Annotated in this window: 23 protein-coding genes; 14 read left to right on the top strand and 9 right to left on the bottom strand. The window is 38.1% G+C overall.

The annotated features are described in order from the left end of the window. The first annotated feature begins 6 nt into the window (after nt 1-6). Nucleotides 7-660, top strand: coding sequence for a YceH family protein (locus tag HQN86_RS22785; protein ID WP_172663162.1), 654 nt, complete (start codon nt 7-9; stop codon nt 658-660). Between the two features lie 14 nt (nt 661-674). Here HQN86_RS22785 and HQN86_RS22780 read toward each other — a convergent pair whose 3' ends face one another. Together HQN86_RS22780 and HQN86_RS22775 are read right to left on the bottom strand one after the other, a co-directional pair. Further along, entirely contained in the window at nt 675-854 is a 180-nt protein-coding gene (locus HQN86_RS22780) for a hypothetical protein (RefSeq protein WP_172663161.1), read from the bottom strand. 87 nt (nt 855-941) lie between these two features. Next, nucleotides 942-3305: a GAF domain-containing protein gene (locus HQN86_RS22775; protein ID WP_172663160.1), complete on the bottom strand. Its 2364-nt coding sequence runs from the start codon at nt 3303-3305 to the stop codon at nt 942-944. A 181-nt stretch (nt 3306-3486) separates the two neighbouring features. Between HQN86_RS22775 and HQN86_RS22770 the strand changes: the two genes are divergently transcribed. After that, nucleotides 3487-3942, top strand: coding sequence for a low affinity iron permease family protein (locus HQN86_RS22770; protein WP_172663159.1), 456 nt, complete (start codon nt 3487-3489; stop codon nt 3940-3942). Nucleotides 3943-3981: 39 nt separating this feature from the next. Here HQN86_RS22770 and HQN86_RS22765 read toward each other — a convergent pair whose 3' ends face one another. From HQN86_RS22765 to HQN86_RS22755, 3 genes are read right to left on the bottom strand one after another with little or no spacing between them, the layout of a single operon-like run. Continuing rightward, the gene (locus tag HQN86_RS22765; RefSeq protein WP_172663158.1) at nt 3982-4965 is read right to left on the bottom strand and encodes an aldo/keto reductase; all 984 of its coding nucleotides are present in this window, start codon (nt 4963-4965) and stop codon (nt 3982-3984) included. 44 nt (nt 4966-5009) lie between these two features. Further along, on the bottom strand, nt 5010-5300 hold the full coding sequence (locus HQN86_RS22760; protein WP_172663157.1) for a putative quinol monooxygenase: 291 nt from the start codon (nt 5298-5300) through the stop codon (nt 5010-5012). Then, nucleotides 5251-5904 (bottom strand): NAD(P)H-dependent oxidoreductase, encoded by a 654-nt coding sequence (locus HQN86_RS22755; RefSeq protein ID WP_172663156.1) that lies wholly within the window; start codon nt 5902-5904, stop codon nt 5251-5253. The genes HQN86_RS22760 and HQN86_RS22755 overlap by 50 nt, the downstream gene beginning before the upstream one ends. Nucleotides 5905-6015: 111 nt before the next feature. On the opposite strand from HQN86_RS22755, the gene HQN86_RS22750 reads away from it, so the two are divergent. Together HQN86_RS22750 and HQN86_RS22745 are read left to right on the top strand one after the other, a co-directional pair. Beyond that, the gene (locus HQN86_RS22750) at nt 6016-6948 is read left to right on the top strand and encodes a LysR family transcriptional regulator (RefSeq protein WP_172663155.1); all 933 of its coding nucleotides are present in this window, start codon (nt 6016-6018) and stop codon (nt 6946-6948) included. Between the two features lie 154 nt (nt 6949-7102). Then, nucleotides 7103-7657, top strand: coding sequence for a phosphatase PAP2 family protein (locus HQN86_RS22745; protein ID WP_172663154.1), 555 nt, complete (start codon nt 7103-7105; stop codon nt 7655-7657). Here the strand turns inward: HQN86_RS22745 and HQN86_RS22740 are convergent. The 3 genes from HQN86_RS22740 to HQN86_RS22730 are packed head-to-tail and all read right to left on the bottom strand — an operon-like array spanning nt 7641 to nt 9751. Next, nucleotides 7641-8225: a DUF417 family protein gene (locus HQN86_RS22740; protein WP_172663153.1), complete on the bottom strand. Its 585-nt coding sequence runs from the start codon at nt 8223-8225 to the stop codon at nt 7641-7643. The genes HQN86_RS22745 and HQN86_RS22740 overlap by 17 nt on opposite strands. A 60-nt stretch (nt 8226-8285) precedes the next feature. After that, complete coding sequence (locus HQN86_RS22735) at nt 8286-9146, bottom strand: helix-turn-helix domain-containing protein (protein WP_172663152.1); 861 nt, start codon at nt 9144-9146, stop codon at nt 8286-8288. Beyond that, nucleotides 9146-9751 (bottom strand): GrpB family protein, encoded by a 606-nt coding sequence (locus HQN86_RS22730; RefSeq protein ID WP_172663151.1) that lies wholly within the window; start codon nt 9749-9751, stop codon nt 9146-9148. Before HQN86_RS22730 ends, HQN86_RS22735 begins: the two co-directional genes overlap by 1 nt. Before the next feature lie 188 nt (nt 9752-9939). Here HQN86_RS22730 and folE point away from each other — a divergent pair, with 188 nt between their 5' ends. The 10 genes from folE (at nt 9940) to HQN86_RS22680 (ending at nt 18871) form a co-directional block, all read left to right on the top strand. Then, on the top strand, nt 9940-10641 hold the full coding sequence (gene folE / locus HQN86_RS22725; RefSeq protein WP_172663150.1) for a GTP cyclohydrolase I FolE: 702 nt from the start codon (nt 9940-9942) through the stop codon (nt 10639-10641). A 118-nt stretch (nt 10642-10759) separates the two neighbouring features. Then, the gene (locus HQN86_RS22720; RefSeq protein ID WP_172663149.1) at nt 10760-11197 is read left to right on the top strand and encodes an RrF2 family transcriptional regulator; all 438 of its coding nucleotides are present in this window, start codon (nt 10760-10762) and stop codon (nt 11195-11197) included. Nucleotides 11198-11242: 45 nt separating this feature from the next. Further along, entirely contained in the window at nt 11243-12454 is a 1212-nt protein-coding gene (gene hmpA / locus HQN86_RS22715) for an NO-inducible flavohemoprotein (RefSeq protein ID WP_172663148.1), read from the top strand. A gap of 60 nt (nt 12455-12514) precedes the next feature. Then, a complete protein-coding gene (locus HQN86_RS22710; protein ID WP_172663147.1) occupies nt 12515-12901 on the top strand; it encodes a group III truncated hemoglobin in 387 nt (128 codons plus the stop codon). 174 nt (nt 12902-13075) lie between these two features. Beyond that, nucleotides 13076-13945 carry a ThuA domain-containing protein gene (locus HQN86_RS22705; RefSeq protein ID WP_172663146.1) on the top strand — a complete coding sequence of 290 codons (870 nt, stop codon included), beginning with the start codon at nt 13076-13078 and terminating at the stop codon, nt 13943-13945. Nucleotides 13946-13997: 52 nt separating this feature from the next. Further along, a complete protein-coding gene (locus tag HQN86_RS22700) occupies nt 13998-14894 on the top strand; it encodes a sugar phosphate isomerase/epimerase family protein (protein WP_172663145.1) in 897 nt (298 codons plus the stop codon). A 6-nt stretch (nt 14895-14900) separates the two neighbouring features. Next, nucleotides 14901-16067: a mandelate racemase/muconate lactonizing enzyme family protein gene (locus tag HQN86_RS22695; protein WP_172663144.1), complete on the top strand. Its 1167-nt coding sequence runs from the start codon at nt 14901-14903 to the stop codon at nt 16065-16067. 35 nt (nt 16068-16102) lie between these two features. Next, nucleotides 16103-16588: a VOC family protein gene (locus HQN86_RS22690; protein ID WP_048905166.1), complete on the top strand. Its 486-nt coding sequence runs from the start codon at nt 16103-16105 to the stop codon at nt 16586-16588. A 3-nt stretch (nt 16589-16591) separates the two neighbouring features. Beyond that, entirely contained in the window at nt 16592-17551 is a 960-nt protein-coding gene (locus tag HQN86_RS22685; RefSeq protein WP_172663143.1) for a 2-hydroxyacid dehydrogenase, read from the top strand. 327 nt (nt 17552-17878) lie between these two features. Continuing rightward, nucleotides 17879-18871, top strand: a complete 993-nt coding sequence (locus HQN86_RS22680; RefSeq protein ID WP_172663142.1) for a transposase — start codon at nt 17879-17881, stop codon at nt 18869-18871. Between the two features lie 219 nt (nt 18872-19090). Here HQN86_RS22680 and HQN86_RS22675 read toward each other — a convergent pair whose 3' ends face one another. Beyond that, the gene (locus HQN86_RS22675) at nt 19091-22264 is read right to left on the bottom strand and encodes a PVC-type heme-binding CxxCH protein (protein WP_172663141.1); all 3174 of its coding nucleotides are present in this window, start codon (nt 22262-22264) and stop codon (nt 19091-19093) included. Nucleotides 22265-22443 lie beyond the last annotated feature (179 nt).

Here is a 22443-nt window from a genome sequence, read left to right as displayed (position 1 = left end):
GAATTAATGGATTCACCACAGACCCTGCCGGTTTTAAATGCCGAAGAACTTCGTGTTTTAGGTGTATTAATGGAGAAATCCAAGACTACGCCTGAGTATTATCCAATGACCATCAATGCAATTACGGCTGCTTGTAATCAAAAAACTTCGCGTAAGCCGGTTGTACAATACGATGAGCAGACGGTAATATTGGCTCTTGATACTTTAAAAAGAAAGAGTTTAATTTCAACTGCAACAGGTGGTTCCAGCAGGAGCGTTAAGTACAAACATAATTTTGCTATTGTTTTCCCTGTAACGCCTCAGGAAGTAGCTATTATTTGTTTGTTAATGCTAAGAGGTGCACAAACACCTGGTGAATTAAATACGAATTCGGGCAGATTATATGAGTTTGAATCGCTGGACGATGTGCAGGCTGTACTTGAAAGACTCTCAGATCCGGAAATGCCTTATGTTTTGCAGTTACCTAAGCGTGCCGGGCAAAAGGAAATGCGTTATGTGCATTTGTTGAGCGGAACCCCCGATCTAACACAAGATGATTCGATAGACGATAATTACAGCAGACCTGCAAGTGATTTGGAACAGCGGCTGGCAAAAGTAGAAGAGGAGCTTGCAATAATGAAAGCTGACTTTGATAAACTTATGAAAGAATTGATGGGGTAAATTTTACCTCAATACTACTTCTTTGCAAGAGTTTTGGCAGAATCCGTTCTAGTAGTGTCTGTAGCTATAACTGCAGTGCTATCTGTTTTTGCTTCAGCAACCTGAGGCTCTGGTGCCCTTAGTTGCATTTTTTGTGTATCACCGCAGGCACTTAGCAGCAATAAAAGACCAAAGAGAGGTAGAATACTTTTCATAAGTTTTGACTAAATAGTTAATTTAGTCAAAAGTATATACTAATTTTCAAAAGTAATTACTTTTGAAAGTATTTGACATATCTATGGCTAAATGTCGTTTGTCTTTTTCGGATGTATAACGCCAATCCTTAAAGCTTTTAGTCCGCTTAACCCTTGTAGGTCCTCTAAATCAAGTTCTTCCAGGTCTTGATTCAGCACTCCAGTTTCCTGTAAATAAGTAATAAAAGGAAGATAATCATCAATATCTCTCTTATTAAAATAGATCAACGCTATCTTATCAGGCTGTGTTAAACGCTCACTGCTACCTCTGATGTGAACTTTGTCGATTCGTTTTTTTATCATCTGATACCTGATATTGTATGCGCCTTCTACATCAAATTTTCGCTCATCAGCTCTAAAACTAATGTCGATTGTATGGTTATGGACAAATAACAACTGAGTAGTATAAAGCTTGGTTGGCATAGCTGGCAATAAAGCATGAGTCATTCTAACTACATTAGCCATAGATGAAAGTTGCCATAGCCTAAGATTTTTGAGGTGAAAATGATTAAAGATTTTATCCGGAGAGATGGACTGACCAATGTAAATATCGTATTCAACACCATCAGTTCTGAATTTCTCGAAGTAGCAAGGATACGATTGCTGTAATTTCTCTTTTTCGGCTTCAAAAAAATTGTTAATTGCAGTATTTATCATTTGCATGGAAACTTCCAGGGCATATCTGTTTTTGTGAACATCACCATCTGCAGCTCCGGTAACGAGTAAATAATCATCAATTATTTTTTTGAGTTTAGGTTCCTGCTGAGATAAATGGAATAAATAGTCACTAGATTCTTCTTTCAAAAAACTGTTTAGATTGTTCTCGTCCTGAGTGTTTAGGGTTTCTTGTAAAAGCAACTGCTGCCATTTTCTTGAATTGAAAATCATCTCTTCCATTAAAGAGGAGTAGTGATGATCTTTTAGCTGATCAAGCACTTTATAAAGTAGGCTTAAATGGTGACTCAAATCAGCTTTACTGGCCGTATTTCTTTCAATTGTAGAGTTTCTGATGTCAATAGCTCCGTAAAACGGATATACATCTTTAAAACTGATGTCTTCATTTCTAATTGGCAAATGCTTATTTTTATCATGCATATGATGCCATGCTACCTCGTTAAATTTCCATTGAACTGAAGGTTGTATAGAGGTAAATTTCTCTTTTATAACATTTTCCAGCTCCAGGTTAAATTCATCGATATAGATCTGTAATAACTGAGATATGGGGGCAATTGCAGGCTCCAGCAGTGCAAGTATTTTCTCGTCAAAAGTTTCACCTTCCCAGGTATGTACCGCTAAAACACCAACAATTACATGGTCGTAAAAAACGGGAGTGAGGGCAAGAGACTTAACTCCCAGTTTCACAAAATGATGAAGCCAATGAAACACAACGGGATCTTCGGCCAAAATATCAGGAGAAAAGAATGAGTTCGGGTTGGCAGTATAACCCTCGGCATATTGCTGAAATGTTTCGGGGTCTAAATTATCTTCACCCCATACAGAAAATAATATTCCCGTGCCCCCCTTTACATTGCCATAAACCGGTTTGTTGTTAACCCTTACAAAAGGAAATAGGTCGAACTCGATTTTGTTATTTTGTACTATTGTTTTTAAAGATTGGATAACACCACTATATGTGGCCGCCTGATCGCCAGGGGTACGGTTAAGCCGAATGTTTTTTATGTTTTCTACAGCTTGGATAGCGGTTACATCAGATACAGTGATTACAGAGATACCTCTAAAACGGAAAAGATCAAGTGGCAATATTTTTTCCAATATTTCATAACTTGAACCTTCTCCTATATATTGTTGAAGTTCTCTGAAATTGAGTGGTGGTAATTCACCTTTCGGCGTAACTTCTATAAAATCTGTATTAAGATTTACATGAAAATAACCTAAAAGCCCTGTGTCAGTTTTGATACCTGCATGGTACTGATGTGTTTTTACAGGTACATGAAAATTGTAAAGTTCCTTTAAAATAAACGAATAAACCAACTGCAGGCGCTCTTTATGGTAGTCGGCAGGGGTTTTAGAAACCACATACGAATCCTGGTCATTTTTCTTATTTTCCAGCAACTCGTACATAAGGTCTGTACCATAAAATGTTATAGGCTGTAATGGGAAGCAAAGTCCCCAGGCCAATTTATCCTCAGTTGCAAGTGCTGGGGTAAGGCACGCGTACATGTTTTCGAGCAAGCTTTCATAATCATGTATGCTTTCAAGTGGGATTTCCGCTTCTTCAATATTATATTTTTTAAACTCTTTAAGAGCTGATCTATATAATGCACCTTTAACAGTTTTCTCGCCTTTTACTCTTCCTCTCAGGTACTTAATAAAGGGACTGAAAGAGATTGCCGAATCAACTTCAAGTGAATGTGCTTTATTTCCAGAAACGTCTAGGATAACTTTTTTCATTTCGGATATTTTACTTCATTAGGATGAAGGTACTGACTTTAGATGTCTTAAAAGTCAATATGTAACATTCTGATTCAAATTTATTTAAAAATATTCATTTTCAGCAGAAGATATTTAAGTAAACAGGCTTTATTTGATTAGATTTAATTAAGGTTTTAACTATTAAAAATCATTACTCATTATGAAAAACACTTCAGGAAATTTCTTTGAAAAGGCATCTACAAAAATTACAAACTGGACAGGGAGTCCGGTAGCTTTCGGTGTAGCATTTCTAATTGTGATTGTATGGATACTTTCAGGGCCCATTTTTAATTATTCAGATACCTGGCAACTTGTTATCAATACAGGGACCACAATAATTACTTTTTTAATGGTTTTCCTTATCCAAAAATCTCAAAATAAAGATTCCAAAGCCATTCAGCTTAAGTTAAACGAATTGATAGCTGCAAGCAGACATGCCAGCAACAGGATGGTTGATATTGAGGATTTAACGGAATCAGAGCTGGATGTTCTTCATAAATACTATCAAAAACTTTCTGATATATCTGAGGCCGATAATGATATTCATACCTCTCACTCTATTGATGCAGCGGTAACTTTGCATAGGGTTAAAAAAGAAAAAAGAGCACTTGAATAAGTGCAATGCTCTTTTTGTAGCTTAGCTATAAAATCTGAATTAAAGTTTTTCTAGCTCTTTATTAATAAAAGCCAATTCATCTTCACTAAGAGAGATGTTAATTGCTTTCGCATTATCTACTGCCTGATTTGTATTTCTGGCACCTGCCAGTACTATGGTTATACCAGGTTGTAACGTTGTCCACCTTAAAACCAATTGTGATAAAGAGGCATTTTTGCTGATCGCTAAAGGCTCTATGGCATTTAGAAATGACTTTACCTTTTCAGGATCGAATTGGCCAAAGTAACCATTTCTATGATCATCCGATTTTAAGGTAGCGTTTTTGAAGTATTTACCGGTAAGCAAACCTCTTTCTAAAGGGCTATAGGCAATAATTCCAACGTTGTTTGCTATGGTGTATGGAATTACATCTTTTTCAATTGTCCTGTTAAGCATACTGTAAGAAAGCTGATTAGAAGCCAGTTGGATTGACTCTTCTGCTTCTTTTAACTGCTCCAGGCTATAATTACTTACCCCGGCAGCTCTGATTTTTCCTTGTTGGATAAGGCTTTCCAATGCTTCCATAGTTTCACTTATAGGTGTTGTAGCATCTGGCCAGTGTAACTGTAGTAAATCTAGGTAGTCTGTACCCAAACGTTTTAAGCTTTCCTCAACTTCTTTAATGATGTTTTCTTTTGCTGCATATTTATAAACGGGTATGGTTTTTCCATTGTCGTTAGCATCAAAAAAGAACTCACCTTTTCCGTTATTGCTACCATCCCAAACTAAACCGAATTTGCTTAATAGCTGAATTTTACTTCTGTCTTTACCTTTAATTGCCTGGCCAATAAGTTCTTCGCTTAAGCCAAAGCCATAAAAAGGAGCAGTGTCTAAACTTGTAACACCATGATCTAAAGATGCATGAACAGCATCAATAGAATCTTGTTTCTCATTTCCTCCCCACATATTGCCACCTATTGCAAAGGCGCCGTAAGTAATAGCAGATAAGTTTAAATCTGTTTTTCCTAATTTTCTATATTCCATTTTTTTATTCTTTTTATTGTGCTATCAGAGATAGCTATTTAATATCAGGCAAGTTTATCAGTTTCATGTATAACGACAGTGCCATCAATAATGTCAACAGAATCCTTAATAAATTTATTGATATGAGCTGTTTGGTTATGCAATTCCAGGGCTTCTTTGCTTGCCCATTCTTCATGAAAAATAAACAAAGCAGGATCGTCACTTGATTGATGAAGATCGTATTGAATACAGGCTTCTTCTTTTCTCGATTCTACAACCAGTGCTAATAAAAGTGCTTTAAACTGCTCAATGTGTTGTGGCTTCGCTCTGGAAATTGCTGTTAGATAAATGCTCATGTTCTTTATTTATAAAAATGTTGTTTAAATGTGTTGTGTATCTTTCAAGATCGTCTACAATATTAGCATTCTTTTCTACATCGTGAAAGTGCAGGCCAGGCAATGGTTTCATCCCTGTAAAGGCATTCATACGGTGAAAACCGAATAATGCACCATCATCAACACTGGTTTCATTAAAGAATTCTCCCGGTAGGGTAAAAGCTTCTTTCGGAGCATTCCATGATGAGGTGACCATATATTTTTTGCCATGCAGCATACCGCCTGTACCATAATTAATAGTTGGGTTTTGAGATGAACGTCCATCGCTATGATAAATTCCGGTTTGGTGACCTTCTGTAAAAACCACGTCAATATATTTTTTTAATCCGTTAGGTACCTGAAACCACCAGATAGGAGTATGGTAAATAACAATATCAGCCCATACATAATTCTCTACTTCCTGTTTTGGATCATAATCATCATTGATATCGGTAGATCTGATTTCAAATCCTTCTTTGTCATTAAAAAACTGACGTGTGGTATCAAAAATTGTTTTATTAAAACGGCCTCCAGAATGCCCAAAGACCTGTCCTCCGTTAATTACAAATATTTTTTTTGTTTCCATTTTAATAGAATTGATTTTACTTCTTAATTGTGATGACAAAATTACGGCTAGATATGTTACTATTAAAATAATATAAATCATATCTTTGTATCATAATTATGATATGTTGTTATGGTTAATTTAGAATGGTTCAGAACCTTTAAGGCTATTTATGAAACAGGTACACTCACAGGTGCGGCCGAGTCGTTGTATGTTTCGCAACCTGGTGTGAGTTTACATTTAAGCTCATTGGAATCGTATGTTGGGTACAAGCTTTTTGATCGGACGTCGAGAAAAATGGTGTCTACCGAACGCGGAAAGATACTTTACAATTATATACAGGAATCATTGTGTAAACTCGAAGAAGCAGAGCGCCACTTCCATAAAAGTACGGAAAAGGAAAAGCCTACTATAAGTATTGGTATGTGCTTTGAAACCTTCCAGTTCACACTTGAGTCTTATTTACCGAGTTTGGATTTTAATGTAATTATTAAGTTTGGAGACTATCCTCAAATGCTTAGTGACCTGGATAACGGTATTCTGGATCTGATTATTACGCCGCAAAAAGGAGATTACAAGGGATTGATTTATACACCATTTTTTAAAGAAAGAATAGTGGTAATTGGCGGGGCAAAAACATCAACAGAAGAGCTTGATCCTTTGCTAAAAAGCAGAGATCTGAACGGTATACAGGATTGGTTAAAACGCCAAACATGGTACGGAACAGCCGGAGATATGGAGCATTTACGCAGGTTTTGGCATATAAATTTTGGTAAACGACCTGATTTTAAACCTAATTACATTGTACCTAACATGAGCTCAATTATCCGTTGTTTAAGTGGGGGTGAGGGAATTGCTGTTATTCCCGATTTTCTTTCTAAAAAAGAACTTGATTCGGGTAACGTTAAACAAATATGGGATGGCTATAATGTAATAGAGAATACATTGTATTTTGGCACAAGAAAGAAAACAATGTATCTGGAAGAGGTCATGCAAATTCAGGAAATCTTTTTGAAAGAAATGGTTAATGAGCACCATGATAAACAAACAGTAATTTTTAATTAAGTGATATACTTATGATGGTATATTCAGAAACTAACTGTTATTTTGATCTGTTTTTAGAATCGTAATACGGTACGTACAAATTTATTAAGCAAAGGAGGACTAAACATTGAAAATACAATACTTTAAATATTTACTGGTAATCCAAATTGGTTTAATGTCTTTACCGTTGCATGGTTTTGCTCAAAACGGATTGCAACGTTTGGACGATCAGATACTTATTGATCTTTCAAAAACCAGAACACCTGAGAAAACAGGCTTCTTTATGTTCTTGTCTAAAAACAATGATTTAGTTAACGTAGGTGTTCCAGTAGGCTTGTTTGCCGCTGGTGTAATTGGCAAGGACAAAGAAATGCGGCAAAATGCTTTATATGTTGTGAGTAGTTCGGCTGTTAATGCGCTGGTTACTATGTTAATTAAAAAAGCCGTTAAACGTCCAAGACCATTTCTTGCCAATGTTAAAATTAATGCTGTTTATCAGCCTTCGCATTATTCGTTTCCATCCGGGCATACCTCTACATCGTTTACAACTGCTACTGCTTTATCTCAGGCGTACCCTAAATGGTACGTAATTGCGCCTGCATATTTATGGGCTGGGTCTGTTAGCTTTTCGCGTTTATACTTAGGCGTTCATTACCCAACAGATGTGGCAGCGGGTGCTGTATTAGGTACTGGAACTGCACTTTCGTTTAGATTTATGAGACCAAATTAGTCTTACTGCTTTTCTCTTTAAGATAAAGCCTTGCAGATTCACTCATTGTAATAATGGCGCCGCCAAGTATCACAATGTCTTTAATAACCAATCGTCCACGACCAGATAAATAGGGGAATCCCCATTGCTCATCTGTTAAATGCGGTACCCAACTTTCTGGAGTAGTAACGAGGAAAGACAATGTGCCAACCGACATTAGGAATATAAGTGCACTGCCGATCATACTAGCTAAAGGAGCTACTTTATGTAGGGAAACCAAAATAGCAAGCGTAATTAAGAATACCCCTAAGCCCGCCGAAAAGCCATACGTGTTATTTGCTATATGCCATTGATGGTTCGCTGGAATCAAGTCGCCTTCTTTATTCATGTGGCTTTTATACTCATCAGGATGGTTGTAAAAGAAAGACATAAATGGGCTGTTGGCCACAAAAGGAACAACGCCATCAGCCTCATATGTAAAAAACTTTAAACCACCTATCCAAAGAAAGACGATAACGATTCCAAAACGGATTGCATTTTTACCTAATTGATCAAGATTGGCTATTGTATTTATGATTGAATTTTTCATGCTATTGATTTTTATACAAATCTATAGCAACCCGGGTAAGTAGTACATGGACAAAAGGGGTTAATCCTTGGACATATCCGCCACAATGGAGATACCGGTTTTATCTCTGAATACTTGTGGCGAAACTTTTGTGAATTTTTTAAACACGCGACTAAAATAAAACTCGTCCTGAAACTGTAAATTATAGGCAATTTCTTTAATGCTTTGCCTGGTTAAATGAAGTTGTTTTTTTGCCTCAAGCATTAATTTTTCCTGAATTAATTGCGAGGGTGACTTTCTGAAATAACGGGTACAGCGCCTGGTAAAATTGTCTCTAGACATGGATAATAATTCGGCATAGTCAGCCGGTTTACGGAGATTAAGAAAATGCTCATCCAACAACTGGCTAAACTGCTCCATAAGTTCATCTCTTTCGCTATCGTTATTTTTATTAGAAACCGCATTCATCTTAATGCTGCTCGATTTGGCTAAAAAGAGTTGCAGATACGCGCGTGGTACTATATCCGACAGGGTTTCGTTGTTTAATTCTTCTTTTAAATCATCCAATAATTTATCAAATACCTTTGCTTCTTTTTCTGTTAGTATTACAATTGGATCGATGTAGATGTTGTTGAACAATAAGCCATTGCAACGCACTTCAGTACGATGAAATTCAATGCAATAGAAGTCGCCATGAAACTGCAGTTCTGTGCATTTTACAGATTCGGAATTTTCCAGGTAGATAACCTGTAATGGTGTAGAAAACAGTAAAGCAGGAGCAGCAAAAGGGAAAACACCAAAATCGGCATGATACAGGCCCTTTCCTTCTTTAATAAACAGCACAGTATACATGGTTGACTGAGCAGGTGTGCGGAGGTCTTTGTAAGTGGCTTCTTTTAACCTTAACAGCTGTTCTCCTAATGGTGAAATTAGCTCTTGCATTAATGAGGGTTTATTAAAGCGTTTTTTGAGGCAATATTTTGCTGTTTTATATTTTGAAGTATTTCATCGTCGAAACCATTTTTTGCTAGTATGGAAATGATAAAATCAGTTTTTCCATCAATATAGCTATCAATATCAAACGGATACTTTTTGGCCAGCTCCGTTTTTAATGTCCCGTATTCTATTACTATTTCTGGATGTGAACGAAGATAGTCCCTAAAGCGGATATGGTTTTTTAAACCCATGCTATCCTGCGTGCAAACGTATAAGTGGTGTCTAAGCCACTGTTTTCCTGAACCGTCAGCAGGGCTTAAATCCGACATTCTTTCAAAAGCATCTCTTCCAACAATACCCATTTCTCCCAGGTAGTTATATCCAAGTTCTTTTAATACCCGGATAATCTCTTTAAAATTGCTTTTATCTTTAATGACGAGATCTAAATCAATAATTGGTTTCGCTGCAAGTCCGGGTACAGAGGTACTGCCAACATGTTCAATTCCAATAATGTAATCCTTTAGGTACTTATTAAATATAGTGCTCAGTTCCTGAAAAACTGATGCCCAGTTGTTGGAGTAGGGTACAACTATAACTTCTTTACTTGTCATAATATCGTCTCTAAAATTATTAATATTTTCTGTATCGAACAACTGATAACGCTCTTGCAAAAGGAACATCGTCAGGCAATCTCTAAGAAGTATGATATTAATAAGATAAAACTTAAAAATTATCTTTTTTATATTTACGCCCTGCTATTACTAAAAATCGATAAAGATAAAATTAGTCGCAATAATTTATGAAACAGAATGGAACTGCCTTAAATACAACGGATAATAACCTTTCTTTAACCGAGCTGGAAGATTTATTAGGCGAACAACATATTGGTACTTCTTATGATACTCCGTTAAGAGCAGACGCTTTTGAGCTGGCGGACCATGAAAAAATTAAGATTATTACAGGGCATTTTCGGGAAATTATGGAAACGCTTGGACTTGATCTTACAGACGACAGTCTTAACGGAACACCAGGACGCGTAGCAAAAATGTTTGTAAAAGAAATATTTAGCGGGCTTAATCCGGCAAATAAACCGCAGATTACATTATTTGATAATAAGTATCAGTATAACCAAATGCTGGTTGAGAAAAATATAACCCTTTATTCTAATTGTGAGCATCATTTTGTGCCCATTATTGGTAAAGCACATATCGCTTATATCTCTTCAGGGAAGGTTATTGGATTATCGAAGTTAAACAGGATTGTTCAATATTATTCCCAAAGGCCGCAGGTACAGGAACGTTTAACTATCCAAATAGCTAATGAATTAAAAACAATTCTGGAAACTGATGATGTTGCGGTAGTTATTGATGCAGCTCATTTATGTGTATCGTCAAGAGGCATAAAGGATGTAAACAGCAGCACCGTAACCGCTGAATATTCAGGTGCATTTCTAGATAAGGTAACAAAAGAAGAATTTTTGCAATACATCCGTCCTATGTAATGTGTTAATTCTATATGATTAGAGGTGAAGAATTACCCAACCTTAAGTTTTGACTTCAATAATAAAAGATAAATATATCTTTTATTATTGAACCTTATGTTTTACATTTGTAGCGCAGATGGGAATTTTTTCAAAAACATGTGAATATGCAATGCGTTCAGTTTTCTTTATTGCGCACCGGACAGCTTCAGGCAGCAGGGTAGGGATAAAGGAAATAGCATCAGGTATTGAATCTCCTGAGCATTTTCTGGCTAAGATTTTACAAGATCTTAGCAGAAAAGGAATTGTGCAATCTGTTAAGGGGCCAAATGGAGGTTTTTATATGGATGCATCTACACTTAAAAGGCCTCTATCTGACGTTGTTGAGGCTATTGATGGAAATAGCCTGTTCACCGGATGTGGTTTAGGATTAGAATATTGTTCTGAAAGCAATCCTTGTCCTTTACATCATGAGTTTAAGGCCATTCGGAATAAAATACAACAAATGCTGCAAGAAACATCAATAGCTGATTTTAACGATGATTTGAATCTTGGGATTACTAAATTAAAAAAATAAAAAATTTAACTAAATAAAAGATAAAAAGGTATTAATATATTTTATATGACTAATGAACAAAAACAATGGATTAGCGCAACAGTTCCTGTACTAAAAGAGAACGGTGTATTATTAACAAAACATTTCTATAACAGGATGTTTACCTATAATCCTGAACTCAAGAACCTGTTTAATATGGGGAATCAGCAAAGTGGTAAACAGCAAACCGCGTTGGCAATGACGGTATTGGCTTATGCAGAAAACATAGCCAACCCTGGAGTATTAATGCCAGTGGTAGACAGGATAGGGCACAAACATGTTAGTTTAGACATCAGACCAGAGCAATATCAAATTGTAGGTCGTCATTTAATTGCATCAATTCAGGAGGTTTTAGGAAATGCAGCAACACCCGAAATAGTAGATGCATGGACAGTGGCTTACCAACAATTGGCAAACTTAATGTCTGGTCATGAAGCAAAATTATATGAGCAAAAAACTGCGCAGCAATATGGATGGACAGGATGGCGTCCGTTTAAGGTGGGTAAAATAAACATAGAATCAACAGAAATTACTTCATTTTACCTTTTTCCGTCCGACGGTGGAAAAGTAGCCGCCCATGTACCTGGTCAGTATATCAGTGTTAAAGTATTTTTGCCGGAAATGAAATTATATCAGGCTCGCCAGTACAGTATTTCAAGCACTCCAGCACAAGATTATTACCGAATTTCGGTAAAGGCCGAAAAAGGAGCGGGCTTGGATACAAATGGTCTTATCAGTAACTATTTTCATGACGTTATCAAAGAAGGAAATATTGTAGATGTTACTACACCTGCCGGCGACTTTAAACTTGCAAAGGATTTAGCTGCCCCTGTAGTGTTAATTAGCGGCGGTGTTGGGCTAACGCCAATGATCAGTATGTTGCAGAATCTTGTGGAACAGAAATTCACTTATCCTATTACCTGGTTACATGGCTGTAGGAACCGTTCAGTACACGCCTTCAAAGATCAGCTTGATCAAATTGTTAATGCAAATGATTCTATTGAGCAACATGTTTTTTATGATGCGCCAACAGCACGGGATAAACAGGAGGGAGTGATGGAAGGATTTCTTGATATCAATAAAATAGCATCGTTACCCCAATATCCTGGTACTATGTATTATGTTTGTGGGCCAGCTCCATTTATTCGTAAGCAATATCAGGATTTGATTTCCCGCGGAATTGAAAAAGAGTCGATCTTGTTCGAAGAATTTGGTCCTGCTTTACTTCAGTTAAATTAGCTTCATTTAGCAAATTATGGCTTATTGTTCGGTTGTCTTATCACAAGTAAAACTTTTTATATGAAAGCAGACATTAGTAATTTCGAAGATATCGTACTATTTGTAGATGGTTTCTACAGCAAAGTTAATCAAGATGAATTGATTGGGCCTATTTTCGACGCGGTGATTACAGACTGGAATTCGCATTTGGCAAAAATGTATGACTTCTGGAATGCAGTACTTTTTGGAGTTGCTGGATTTAAAGGAAACCCTTTTGCCAGGCATGCGCCTCTGCCACTTCAAAAAAATCATTTTGAACGATGGTTACTGCTATTCGAACAAACCATAGATGAACATTTTTCGGGTGAATTGGCTGATGAAACCAAGAAAAAAGCGGGAATGATGGCCGAGATGTTTTTAAGCAAACTCTCCCATATGAAAGGTGGTTCGGATAGGGTAATTGTATAGTAGCGTTTAACTTTTTTATAATTTATTAAGGCACGAAGTTGTGACAGACTATTCGTGCCTTTTAACTTGGTTTTTATTTTAATAATCATATTTTTGATTAACTCTTAAATAAATTGCTCTTCGGAGCTTTATTTTTTTAATTCATCTAGCTGACCAAATAAAAGTAGAACCACAATGAAAAATCTTAGGGGCATTATATGTTTAATTGCGACAAGCATATTGCTATTCAATTCACTCCATTCTTTTGGTCAAACCAAAAAACAGAAATCAAAAAAGCCTCTGGTTGTATTTGTAACCGGTGATCATGAATACAGTAGTGAAGCCACTATGCCACTTATAGCGGCAGAACTGGAAAAGAATTACGGAATGCGTACGATCGTTCTTAAATCCTCACCTGATTATAAATCAGAAGAAAACATTCCCGGCCTGGAAGCATTAAAAGACGCTGATCTGGCCGTGTTCTATCTACGATGGAGACGGTTGCCTGAAGATCAGGTAAAATACATTGACGATTATTTAAAATCGGGCAAGCCAGTAATGGGCTTCAGAACAACCACACATGCATTCAATTATCCGGCAGGGCACCCTCTTGAGAAGTGGAATGCTTTTGGCGAATTTGCACTGGGTGCGCCTCCGGGATGGGGTAAAGGCGGACATACACATTACGGACACAAATCTACCACGGATGTTTCGGTTATTCCTGCACAGGCAAAACACCCTATTTTAACGGGTGTGCCAAATAATTTCCATGTTGCCTCGTGGCTATACCATGTTTTGCCACATTATCCGGTAAAAGGATCAACATGGTTATTAATGGGTAAATCTGTAAATCCGGACAAAGCGGCAGTAGACAATCCTGTTGCCTGGACCTGGAAAACAGCTGCAGGAGGTAACACTTTTATGACTACACTTGGCCATCCTGCAGATTTTAATGAAGAAGGTTTCCAAAGACTTGTCATAAATGCTGTTCACTGGACATTAGATAAACCTGTTCCAAAAAAATGGGCGGGAAAAATCGACATGAACGTGCCATACAGAGAATAGTAACACGATTTTAATCTACTTTTTAACCAAACATTACATTACCTAATACTTTATGGAACTTTCGATACATAACTGGATGCGATCCGAAACAATAGAAACAACCATTCGCAGAGCATCTAGTCTAGGCTACAACAAACTTGAAATTGCAGGGAGTCCTGAGCATTATGATACCAATCAGGTACGTAAATTATTAAAAGAATACGGTTTAACCTGCTGGGGGTCTGTTACCTTAATGCTTGAGGATCGTAATCTGCTTGCTAAAGATGAAGCCCAAAGGGCAAAGTCGGTGCAATATGTAAAAGATGTTGTCCGAATGGTAAAAGAACTTGATGGACATATGGTTTCTGTAGTACCAGGCACTGTCGGAAAAATAGTTCCCGATGGCAGGCCAGAGGAAGAGTGGCAATGGGCCGTTGATTCTCTAAAAGAAGTCTATGAGTATACAGAACAATCGGGTATATTAATTGGAATAGAACCCATTAACAGATTCGAAACATATTTCATTAACAGGGGAGATCAAGCCTTGGCATTGGCTCAAGCTGTTGGGCCTAACTGTGGGGTTTGTCTGGATACCTTTCATATGAATATTGAAGAGACTGATATGTTCGAAACCATCAGAAGAGCAAAAGGCAAACTGATCGGCTTTCACGTTGCTGATAACAACAGAATGGCACCCGGAATGGGTAATTTGAACTGGAACAAAATAATTGACACACTTCATGAGGTAGGATATAATGAAGTACTTTCGGTAGAATTTTGCGCTCCGTTAGATCGTACTCCAGCCAACCCTTATCCGAATTCTATTGATGAAAATCCAATAGATCTATCTCCAGAGCAAAAGAAATTTTTGGAAGACCATGGCAGTACTTCAGTTTCTGAAGAATTTTATACCATGCTTACACGCAAATCTTTTGATACCTTATCTAACCTTATTAACCACACAAAATAAACCTAAATGAAAATAACAAATGTAGAAGCGTTTTGGTTACGCTGTCCCATTCCGAAAGAAAAGCAACACTTTTCTGATTATGGCTTGCTAACCAATTTTGATATGACCCTTGTTGTGATAACAACAGAAGATGGCCTTCAGGGTTTTGGAGAAGCTAAAGCAGCAGTAGGATCCTCGGGCGTATGCGCCTCAATTGTAAGTTGCATAGAAAATGAGCTTAAACCTATTTTGATAGGGAAAGACGCAAAAAATATAAACCGTATCTGGGAAGAAATGTATAATGGTACACGTGATCATTATGCACTTACAAGAGGCCGCAGATTTCCAATTCTTGGACGAAGAGGACTTACCGTGTCGGCAATGAGTGGTATAGATACTGCTTTGTGGGATTTGAAAGGTAAGGCACTCGGTGTTTCGGTAATGGATTTACTAGGTGGTGCTTGTCGCGATCAGATGCCTGCTTACGCAAGCGGTGGCTGGGCAGATGCCGAAAACATTGGCGCACAATTAAACGGTTATGTAGCTAAAGGATTTAATGCAGTAAAAATGCGTGTTGGTATTATGGACCAAACTGTTCAGAATAGTATCGATAGGGTAAAAGCTGCCAGAAAAGCCTTAGGACCAAACATTAAACTTATGGCTGATGCACATGGAACCTTTAGTGTGCCAGAGGCTAAACAGTTTTGCAGAGGAGTAGAAGATTGTAATCTGTACTGGTTCGAAGAACCTATTAGTCCTGATAACAGACATGGAACTGCAGAGGTAAGAGCTTCGACAGCTATTCCGATAGCAGCTGGAGAAAGCGAATACACCAGCTTTGATATTCGTGATCTGCTTGAAGTAAGAGCGCTCGATGTGATTCAGCCTGATGCTGCTATCATAGGCGGTATTTCAGAAACTATGCGTGTTGGGCATCTGGCAAGCGTTAATCAGCTAGAACTGGCTCCGCATTGCTGGGGATCGGCTTTTTCTTTTATGGCAGGCTTAAATGTAGCATTCGCATCTCAGGCGGCAACAATAATTGAGTTTTCTTTAGGAGGAAACCCAATGATGTATGAATTGGTAAAAGAACAGATTGAAGTTAAAGATGGCGTAATTGGCGCTCCAACAGCTCCTGGCTTAGGATTAACACCTAATTGGGATTTCGTAAAGGAATTCAAACAGAAAGTTTAAAGAGGTAATTAAATTGTATTTATAAATTTTTACATATGGCACGTGCACTAAAAATTAATCACGTTACACTAATTGTAGACAACCTGGAGAAAGCAGGAGAATTCTATCAAAATGAACTAGGTTTAGAACCACTTGCAGCATTTAGGTTCGACTACCCTGTAATGTTTTTTAAATTTAATGATGAACAGCAATTACATCTTTCCGAATGGGAAGATACCACTTCCTTCCGTGGACATATCTGCGTACAGGTTGATGACTTTAACAGCATTTTCTTCCGCATGAAAGAACTTAATGTTATTGACGTTAAGCCTTGGGGTAAGGTTAGGCAACTGCCTGATGGCGCCATGCAAATGTTTGTACGCGATCCTGCAGGCAACCTGGTAGAAATTTCCTCGACACCGGGAGGTGAAGTAGATCCATTGATATTTAAGGATGAGTTTTATGAAGAGGGTTTGTATGTTTCAAACAGAAATGATTTTAGAGGATTCAGATCTGATGATGCCACCTTATATCATAAATAGCTAATGAAAAAGAGCGTTTTATTGCTTGAAACTATTGATGATGATGCATTAAAAATCCTTCAGGATCATGTAAACGTATTTACCGGATATGATGATGCTTCTTTAGCAGCTGTTTTAAAAAATCAAGAGATTCATGCCGTAATTACCCGTGGTAAGGGTCAAATAAATAAATCATTAATGGAAGCCATTCCAGCCTTGCAGGTTGCTGCAAGGTGTGGGGTTGGTTTAGATAATGTTGATGTGCAGGAGGCTACTGCCAGAAATATCATGGTGATAAATGCACCTGGTTCAAATGCAGCAACTATTGCCGAGCATACTTTATCATTAATGTTGATGCTGATGCGCAACATGTACGAATCTGTTGCTCAGGTTAAACAAGATAACTGGAATTGGCGCAATCAATACGCTGGTGATGAGTTAAATGGAAAAACACTTGGTGTTTTGGGAATGGGGAATATAGGCAAACGTGTAGCTAAACTTGGCGAGGCATTTGGAATGAAAGTTCTGTATTGGAGCAGATCAAAGCAGGATCTTCCATATACCTATTTGTCAATGGATGAGGTGTTAGCACAATCGGATGTACTTAGTCTTCATTTACCATTTACTAAGGAAACAGGTACAATAATAGGAGCAGAACAATTGGCTTTAATGAAACCTGATTCTTTATTGATTAACACTGCCAGGGGTGCGTTAATTGATCATGAAGCTCTTTTAAATGCACTTAATAAGCAAAGGATTTCAGGGTTTGCAGCTGACGTGTTACCTGAAGAACCTCCTGTTCCGGGTTTCCCGATATTGCATCATTCCCGTGCACTTGTTACGCCACATTCTGGAAGCCTTACGGCTTCAACATATAGGCAAATGTGTGTGCTTACCGTGAAAAATGTGGTAGCAGTACTTACAGGCGAAAAAGCAGATGCCAAAAGCATATTCAATTTTAGCGTGCTTAATGATCGCGTTTGAAAGTAATCTTCATTCTGTTACTGTTTACGTCATTCTGAAACTTAAATCGCACACCGTCATCTCCTTTGGTTAATCAAAGGAGATTTTTTATTTACTGGCTAAGTTAATCACCCTTGTAATTTGGCTAAGAAAGAGACTAGAAATGAAATGAATAGCGTTTAAAAAAAGGCAGGGTGAACTTTCGTCATCTCTAGTTTGCCAGAACCTAGCGTCGTATAAGTCCCTGCCTTTTATTAATTGCTCAAGGCCTAGCTAGAATACTTTCTTTGATCTATCAAAGGTGATCGGCAAAGGGCAATTATTTAAAAATACTTAAAATATAAACGTATGAAAGACTGGAATGTTATTTTGGGTGTTGATGTATCTAAACTTACACTTGACATCAGTTGTGCCTCACGGGGGCTCCACCTTAAAATCGAGAACCAAAGTAAAGGGTTCAGTCTGTTTAAAAAGTGGTGTAAAACCAATACCATTGCCCTTAAACAGACCTTAGTAGTGATGGAATTCACAGGCGGTTATGAGTACCGTTTTATTCAATTCTGCGAATCTCATTTCATCGCTTATACCAGAGTGCCGGGGCTGGAGATCAAGAACTCAATGGGCATGGTCAGAGGTAAAAACGATAAGGATGATTCCTTTCGTATCGGCCAGTATGGTGAAGATAAAATCAAGCGGCTCAAACCCTCAAGACCTCTGAGTGTCAACATGCTGTCTCTGAGGCAACTGCTTTCCTTCCGCAAGCGGATAGTAAGAGAAAAAGCCGGACTGGACAGTACCCTTAAGGAAAGAAGGCATATATATTCAGTAGAGAAAACAGATGCCATTACCAAAATCATCAAAACTAAAATAAAAGCTAACCAAAAGCACCAGCTTGAGATAGAAAAGGAGATCCAGGTCCTGATCAGCATGGATAAGGAAATGCTTCAGAACTACCGTATAATTACCAGCATTAAAGGTATTGGTAAAGTAAACGCCTGGATGACCATTGCATATACAGAGAACTTCACGTCCTTTCCAGACGCAAGGAAATACGCTGTCTATGTCGGTGTGATACCATTTAGCAATACTTCCGGGACAAGTATAAAAGGCAAGCCTAAAGTTAGTCACCTTGCTCATAAGGAGCTGAAGCAGGAACTTAATCAGGCTGCAAAAACAGCAATGAGACATGATCCTGAGCTTGCGGCCTATGCAGAACGTAAACAACAAACTAAATGCTATAACCTGGTCTTAAACAACGTAAAGTTCAAACTCATTTTAAGGATGTTCTCTCTTGTTAAACGAGGTGAAATATACATAGAGAACTATCAAAGGGCAGCTTAAAAGCCAACATTTCCGTTATGCTAAAGAACCAACATAGTCAATCTTTAAAATTAATTGGACTACCTAAAGAACTTTTTTAAATAAAATTTGGAAGTATGATTAACCTAGAATACGACGATAGGAGAGATCTCTTGGTTATGCCAATTTGCTTTGTAGTCAAGAGATCTCTCCTATCGTCGAGATGACGAGAGCATTAACGAGTGTTTTAATTTACTGGGGCTATTTCTCCAATGGATGTTGTTTTAACAGCTCAGCCGGAGAATAAAAACCTGTTTTAGCTTTCGTTGCATTGCGCACCTGCTTAACTTTTGCAGGAGAAATAGCTGATGCCTGATTACCGAATGAGTTTCTCACATAAGTAAGTACCGCAGCTACCTCTTCATCTTTTAGCATACCTCCAAAAGGAGTCATTGGTACTTGTCCACTATATTTTTTACCTTTAATTTCAATTGATCCCTGTAAGCCTTTTAGTACCAGCTTAATTAAGCGGTCCTGACTTCCCGTAACCCATTTTGATCCTGTAATTGGAGGAAATCCAGATGATGGCAAACCTTTACCATCTCCCTGATGGCAGGTAATGCAAAAACCTTCTTTAGCAAATATTGCTCGTCCTTTTACAAAGAGCTTGCGCTCTTCGCCACTCAAAGCTGTGGTCAGCTTTTCTCCTTTTTTCTCTGCTACAGATCTTCCGTTTAAGTGAGCTATAGCAGTTTCATAAGGTGCTCTCATCCAATCATCAAGAGGTTTTTTGCTAACTTCCAGCTCTATAGGTAATGCTTTATCTTTAGGTAACCAAGATGCGGCAGCAATCACTTCAAGTCGAACCCTGCCGTTTTCATCGGCCGCAGACTGCATTAACAATTCCGGCTGATCGGCTATCTGATGTCCTGTGTATCTTAACACTCTTACCGCAGCTGCCCTTGCATGGAAATCCTTTGCTTTTAGCAACTGTCTAAGTAACTGATCGTCTACTTTATTTAACCCCCAGGTTACCCAAAGTGCCTCCAAAAGGTTGTGCTCATATCTAGGATCATTTTTATCCAATTTAGCCACCCATGTTTTCACCTCAATAAGCACGTCAGAAACTTTACGTCCGCGCAACTCAGATCGTGTACGTGATCGTGTTCTGTCTTCTGGTAACTTCAGGTTCTCCAAAAGCTCCGGAATGCTTGCATCTGCAATTTTTACTGGTTTTACTAGCGGACGAGAAGGGTAGGTGATTTTGTAAATTCGACCATGTACATGGTCTCTTAACGGATCCCGGGCATTGTGTTGCATGTGTCCGATTAAGATGTTGTGCCAATCGGCAACGTATAAAGAACCATCAGGCGCAAACTCCATATCTACCGGCCTAAAATTTTTGTCTTCTGCTATTAGTAAATCCTGTCTGTGTCTGCTTTTATATCCCGTTCCATCGTCAACAAGAGTATGTTCTTTAGTACCTAAGAAACCGATCGTATTATTTATTAAAAAATCTCCTTGCAGTTCATCAGGGAAGTGCCGACTTGAAACAAACTCCAAACCAGAGGTAGGACGAACACGATGTTCAGGTTGTAATAAATCTCTGGATTTCTCGGTAAACACTCCATATCTTGGTTTTACCGAAACTGGCAACATCCAGCATACGTCTGGGCTCGATGTTTCTGCATAAAAATTCTGTCCCCACTGATCAAAGGCAATACCCCAGGGATTAGGTACGTATGGTTGTGCTGTACGTTCTAACTTATGTAATTGCGGACTGTAGCGATAGAAGCCACCATTGGTAGCTCTAACAGGCCCATAAGATGTTTCTACGTTTGTGTGCAAAAACACACCCTCGCCCATATATATAGCTCCTGAAGGATCGGTAGTAAAGGCGTGTATATTGTGATGGGTATCATGATCATCAAAACCGCTCAACAGAATTTCTTTTTTGTCTGCTTTGCCGTCGCCATCAGTATCTTTTAAAAGCACAAAGTTTGTTCCTTGTGAAAGGTAAACCCCTTCGGCAGTGATTTCAAAACCTAACGGAAGATGTAGTCCATCCGCAAAAACGGTCTGTTTATCGGCTTTTCCATCATTATTTGTATCTTCTAAAATAATCAACTTATCATTAGGCTTAGCATCCCCAGGTTTGTAATGCGGGTAACTAGGCATGGTTGCCACCCATAATCTGCCTTTATTATCAAAAGTGATCTGGCAAGGTTTAGCCAAATCCGGAAATTCTTTTTCTGAGGCAAACAGTTCTATTTTAAAACCTGGAGCCACTTTTAGTTTTGCTAACGCTTCCTCACCAGATAAGTACTTCAAGCTCCCATTTCTTTCAGCATTATAATTTGTTTTTACTACAGGAGGAGGGGTTGTATTCTTATCCGCAGCAACCAGATCCATTTTTTCACCCTTTACGGCTTTCCAAATTGCTGTATCCCTTATTGCTGTCATTTCGCGGAGTCTTTTAATCTCTGCAGGATAATTATCAGGCCCAAAAGGATCGTATCTGCGCCCATACGCATGTACGCCATTTGGAATTTTAAAATCATTGTGCCATGTCCAGTTTTTCTCTAATACGGCTGCATGAACAAGGGCCCTGTTTTCTTCAGCTTTTGCTGCCACTTCACCAAAAATCTGATTAGCTAATAAAGGAGCGAAACGTGCATAGGCGGTGTCACTAAGCTGTGATCCATCTATAGTCAGGTATTTTTCGGTAGTTTCAAACCATTTTTTTGTAGGCGAATAAACATCAACAAAGCGTACATTATTGTTCGCCGCAATCTCTTTCATAGCCTCTGCATACAAGGAAAGATTAATGTTTTCCTGTTTTCCATTGGGCAAATCAAACTGTTTAGAAAGATCTTCGAATGCAATTGGCGAAACGATGGCCAATTGAGGAGTAGAAACACCGTTGTACTGCTGTTTTAAAGTATGTTTAATAAAGGCATCAAGTTCGGCCTTGTAATTTTCAAGGCCCTTTGGCCCTTCAAAAGATTCATTGTATCCAAAGAACGCAATAACTATATCGGCTTTTAGTATGGTAAGCCATTGATCTTCGGTTTCAAAATGACCCTCGCTATCTGAATTGTTGGCAAGCTCTGTTTGGAATTTTTCTGCTCCAGGAAAGGCCCATGGCGACACTCTGCTGGCATGTGGCCGGAAACCAGGAGTGTTCCCTCCATCGCACATATTTCTTATATACAAGTTGAGCTCTGGATATCGCAAATGCATTTCTGTTTCGAAATGTCCATAGTTCATCATTCTTGATCCCAAATTGTTTCCTATAAGGACTATGTGAGTCCCTTTCTTTAATTGGAGCGGAGTAGTGCTTGTTGGTGTGAATTGCAGGGTAAAGAGCGCAATTACAACACCCGCCAAAATTGTAAGAGTAACCTTGGTTCTCTTTTTTGCGAATCTGATCATCTGATATTATATAGTACCTAACAAGTACTAAATATAACTTTTTATGCTATACAATTTAATAGTGTCTTAATAAATTCAAGAATTGAGTTGTTATAACTATCAATACTATCAGTCTGAATTGAAATTCTAATTAGTTCTTTGATCTAAAAAGATCATATCTGCTTGCTTATCGGTTTTAT

The sequence above is a fragment of the Pedobacter panaciterrae genome, from assembly GCF_013204795.1.
GTDB lineage: Bacteria > Bacteroidota > Bacteroidia > Sphingobacteriales > Sphingobacteriaceae > Pedobacter > Pedobacter panaciterrae.
The sequence above is the reverse complement of the archived record's forward strand: the minus strand, read 5'-3'. Positions and strand labels throughout refer to the sequence as shown.

Coding starts and splice junctions, on each gene's coding strand:
- HQN86_RS22785 (WP_172663162.1), top strand. CDS start 7: ATGGATTCACCACAGACCCTGCCGGTTTTAAATGCCGAAGAACTTCGT.
- HQN86_RS22780 (WP_172663161.1), bottom strand. CDS start 854: ATGAAAAGTATTCTACCTCTCTTTGGTCTTTTATTGCTGCTAAGTGCC.
- HQN86_RS22775 (WP_172663160.1), bottom strand. CDS start 3,305: ATGAAAAAAGTTATCCTAGACGTTTCTGGAAATAAAGCACATTCACTT.
- HQN86_RS22770 (WP_172663159.1), top strand. CDS start 3,487: ATGAAAAACACTTCAGGAAATTTCTTTGAAAAGGCATCTACAAAAATT.
- HQN86_RS22765 (WP_172663158.1), bottom strand. CDS start 4,965: ATGGAATATAGAAAATTAGGAAAAACAGATTTAAACTTATCTGCTATT.
- HQN86_RS22760 (WP_172663157.1), bottom strand. CDS start 5,300: ATGAGCATTTATCTAACAGCAATTTCCAGAGCGAAGCCACAACACATT.
- HQN86_RS22755 (WP_172663156.1), bottom strand. CDS start 5,904: ATGGAAACAAAAAAAATATTTGTAATTAACGGAGGACAGGTCTTTGGG.
- HQN86_RS22750 (WP_172663155.1), top strand. CDS start 6,016: ATGGTTAATTTAGAATGGTTCAGAACCTTTAAGGCTATTTATGAAACA.
- HQN86_RS22745 (WP_172663154.1), top strand. CDS start 7,103: ATGTCTTTACCGTTGCATGGTTTTGCTCAAAACGGATTGCAACGTTTG.
- HQN86_RS22740 (WP_172663153.1), bottom strand. CDS start 8,225: ATGAAAAATTCAATCATAAATACAATAGCCAATCTTGATCAATTAGGT.
- HQN86_RS22735 (WP_172663152.1), bottom strand. CDS start 9,146: ATGCAAGAGCTAATTTCACCATTAGGAGAACAGCTGTTAAGGTTAAAA.
- HQN86_RS22730 (WP_172663151.1), bottom strand. CDS start 9,751: ATGACAAGTAAAGAAGTTATAGTTGTACCCTACTCCAACAACTGGGCA.
- folE (WP_172663150.1), top strand. CDS start 9,940: ATGAAACAGAATGGAACTGCCTTAAATACAACGGATAATAACCTTTCT.
- HQN86_RS22720 (WP_172663149.1), top strand. CDS start 10,760: ATGGGAATTTTTTCAAAAACATGTGAATATGCAATGCGTTCAGTTTTC.
- hmpA (WP_172663148.1), top strand. CDS start 11,243: ATGACTAATGAACAAAAACAATGGATTAGCGCAACAGTTCCTGTACTA.
- HQN86_RS22710 (WP_172663147.1), top strand. CDS start 12,515: ATGAAAGCAGACATTAGTAATTTCGAAGATATCGTACTATTTGTAGAT.
- HQN86_RS22705 (WP_172663146.1), top strand. CDS start 13,076: ATGAAAAATCTTAGGGGCATTATATGTTTAATTGCGACAAGCATATTG.
- HQN86_RS22700 (WP_172663145.1), top strand. CDS start 13,998: ATGGAACTTTCGATACATAACTGGATGCGATCCGAAACAATAGAAACA.
- HQN86_RS22695 (WP_172663144.1), top strand. CDS start 14,901: ATGAAAATAACAAATGTAGAAGCGTTTTGGTTACGCTGTCCCATTCCG.
- HQN86_RS22690 (WP_048905166.1), top strand. CDS start 16,103: ATGGCACGTGCACTAAAAATTAATCACGTTACACTAATTGTAGACAAC.
- HQN86_RS22685 (WP_172663143.1), top strand. CDS start 16,592: ATGAAAAAGAGCGTTTTATTGCTTGAAACTATTGATGATGATGCATTA.
- HQN86_RS22680 (WP_172663142.1), top strand. CDS start 17,879: ATGAAAGACTGGAATGTTATTTTGGGTGTTGATGTATCTAAACTTACA.
- HQN86_RS22675 (WP_172663141.1), bottom strand. CDS start 22,264: ATGATCAGATTCGCAAAAAAGAGAACCAAGGTTACTCTTACAATTTTG.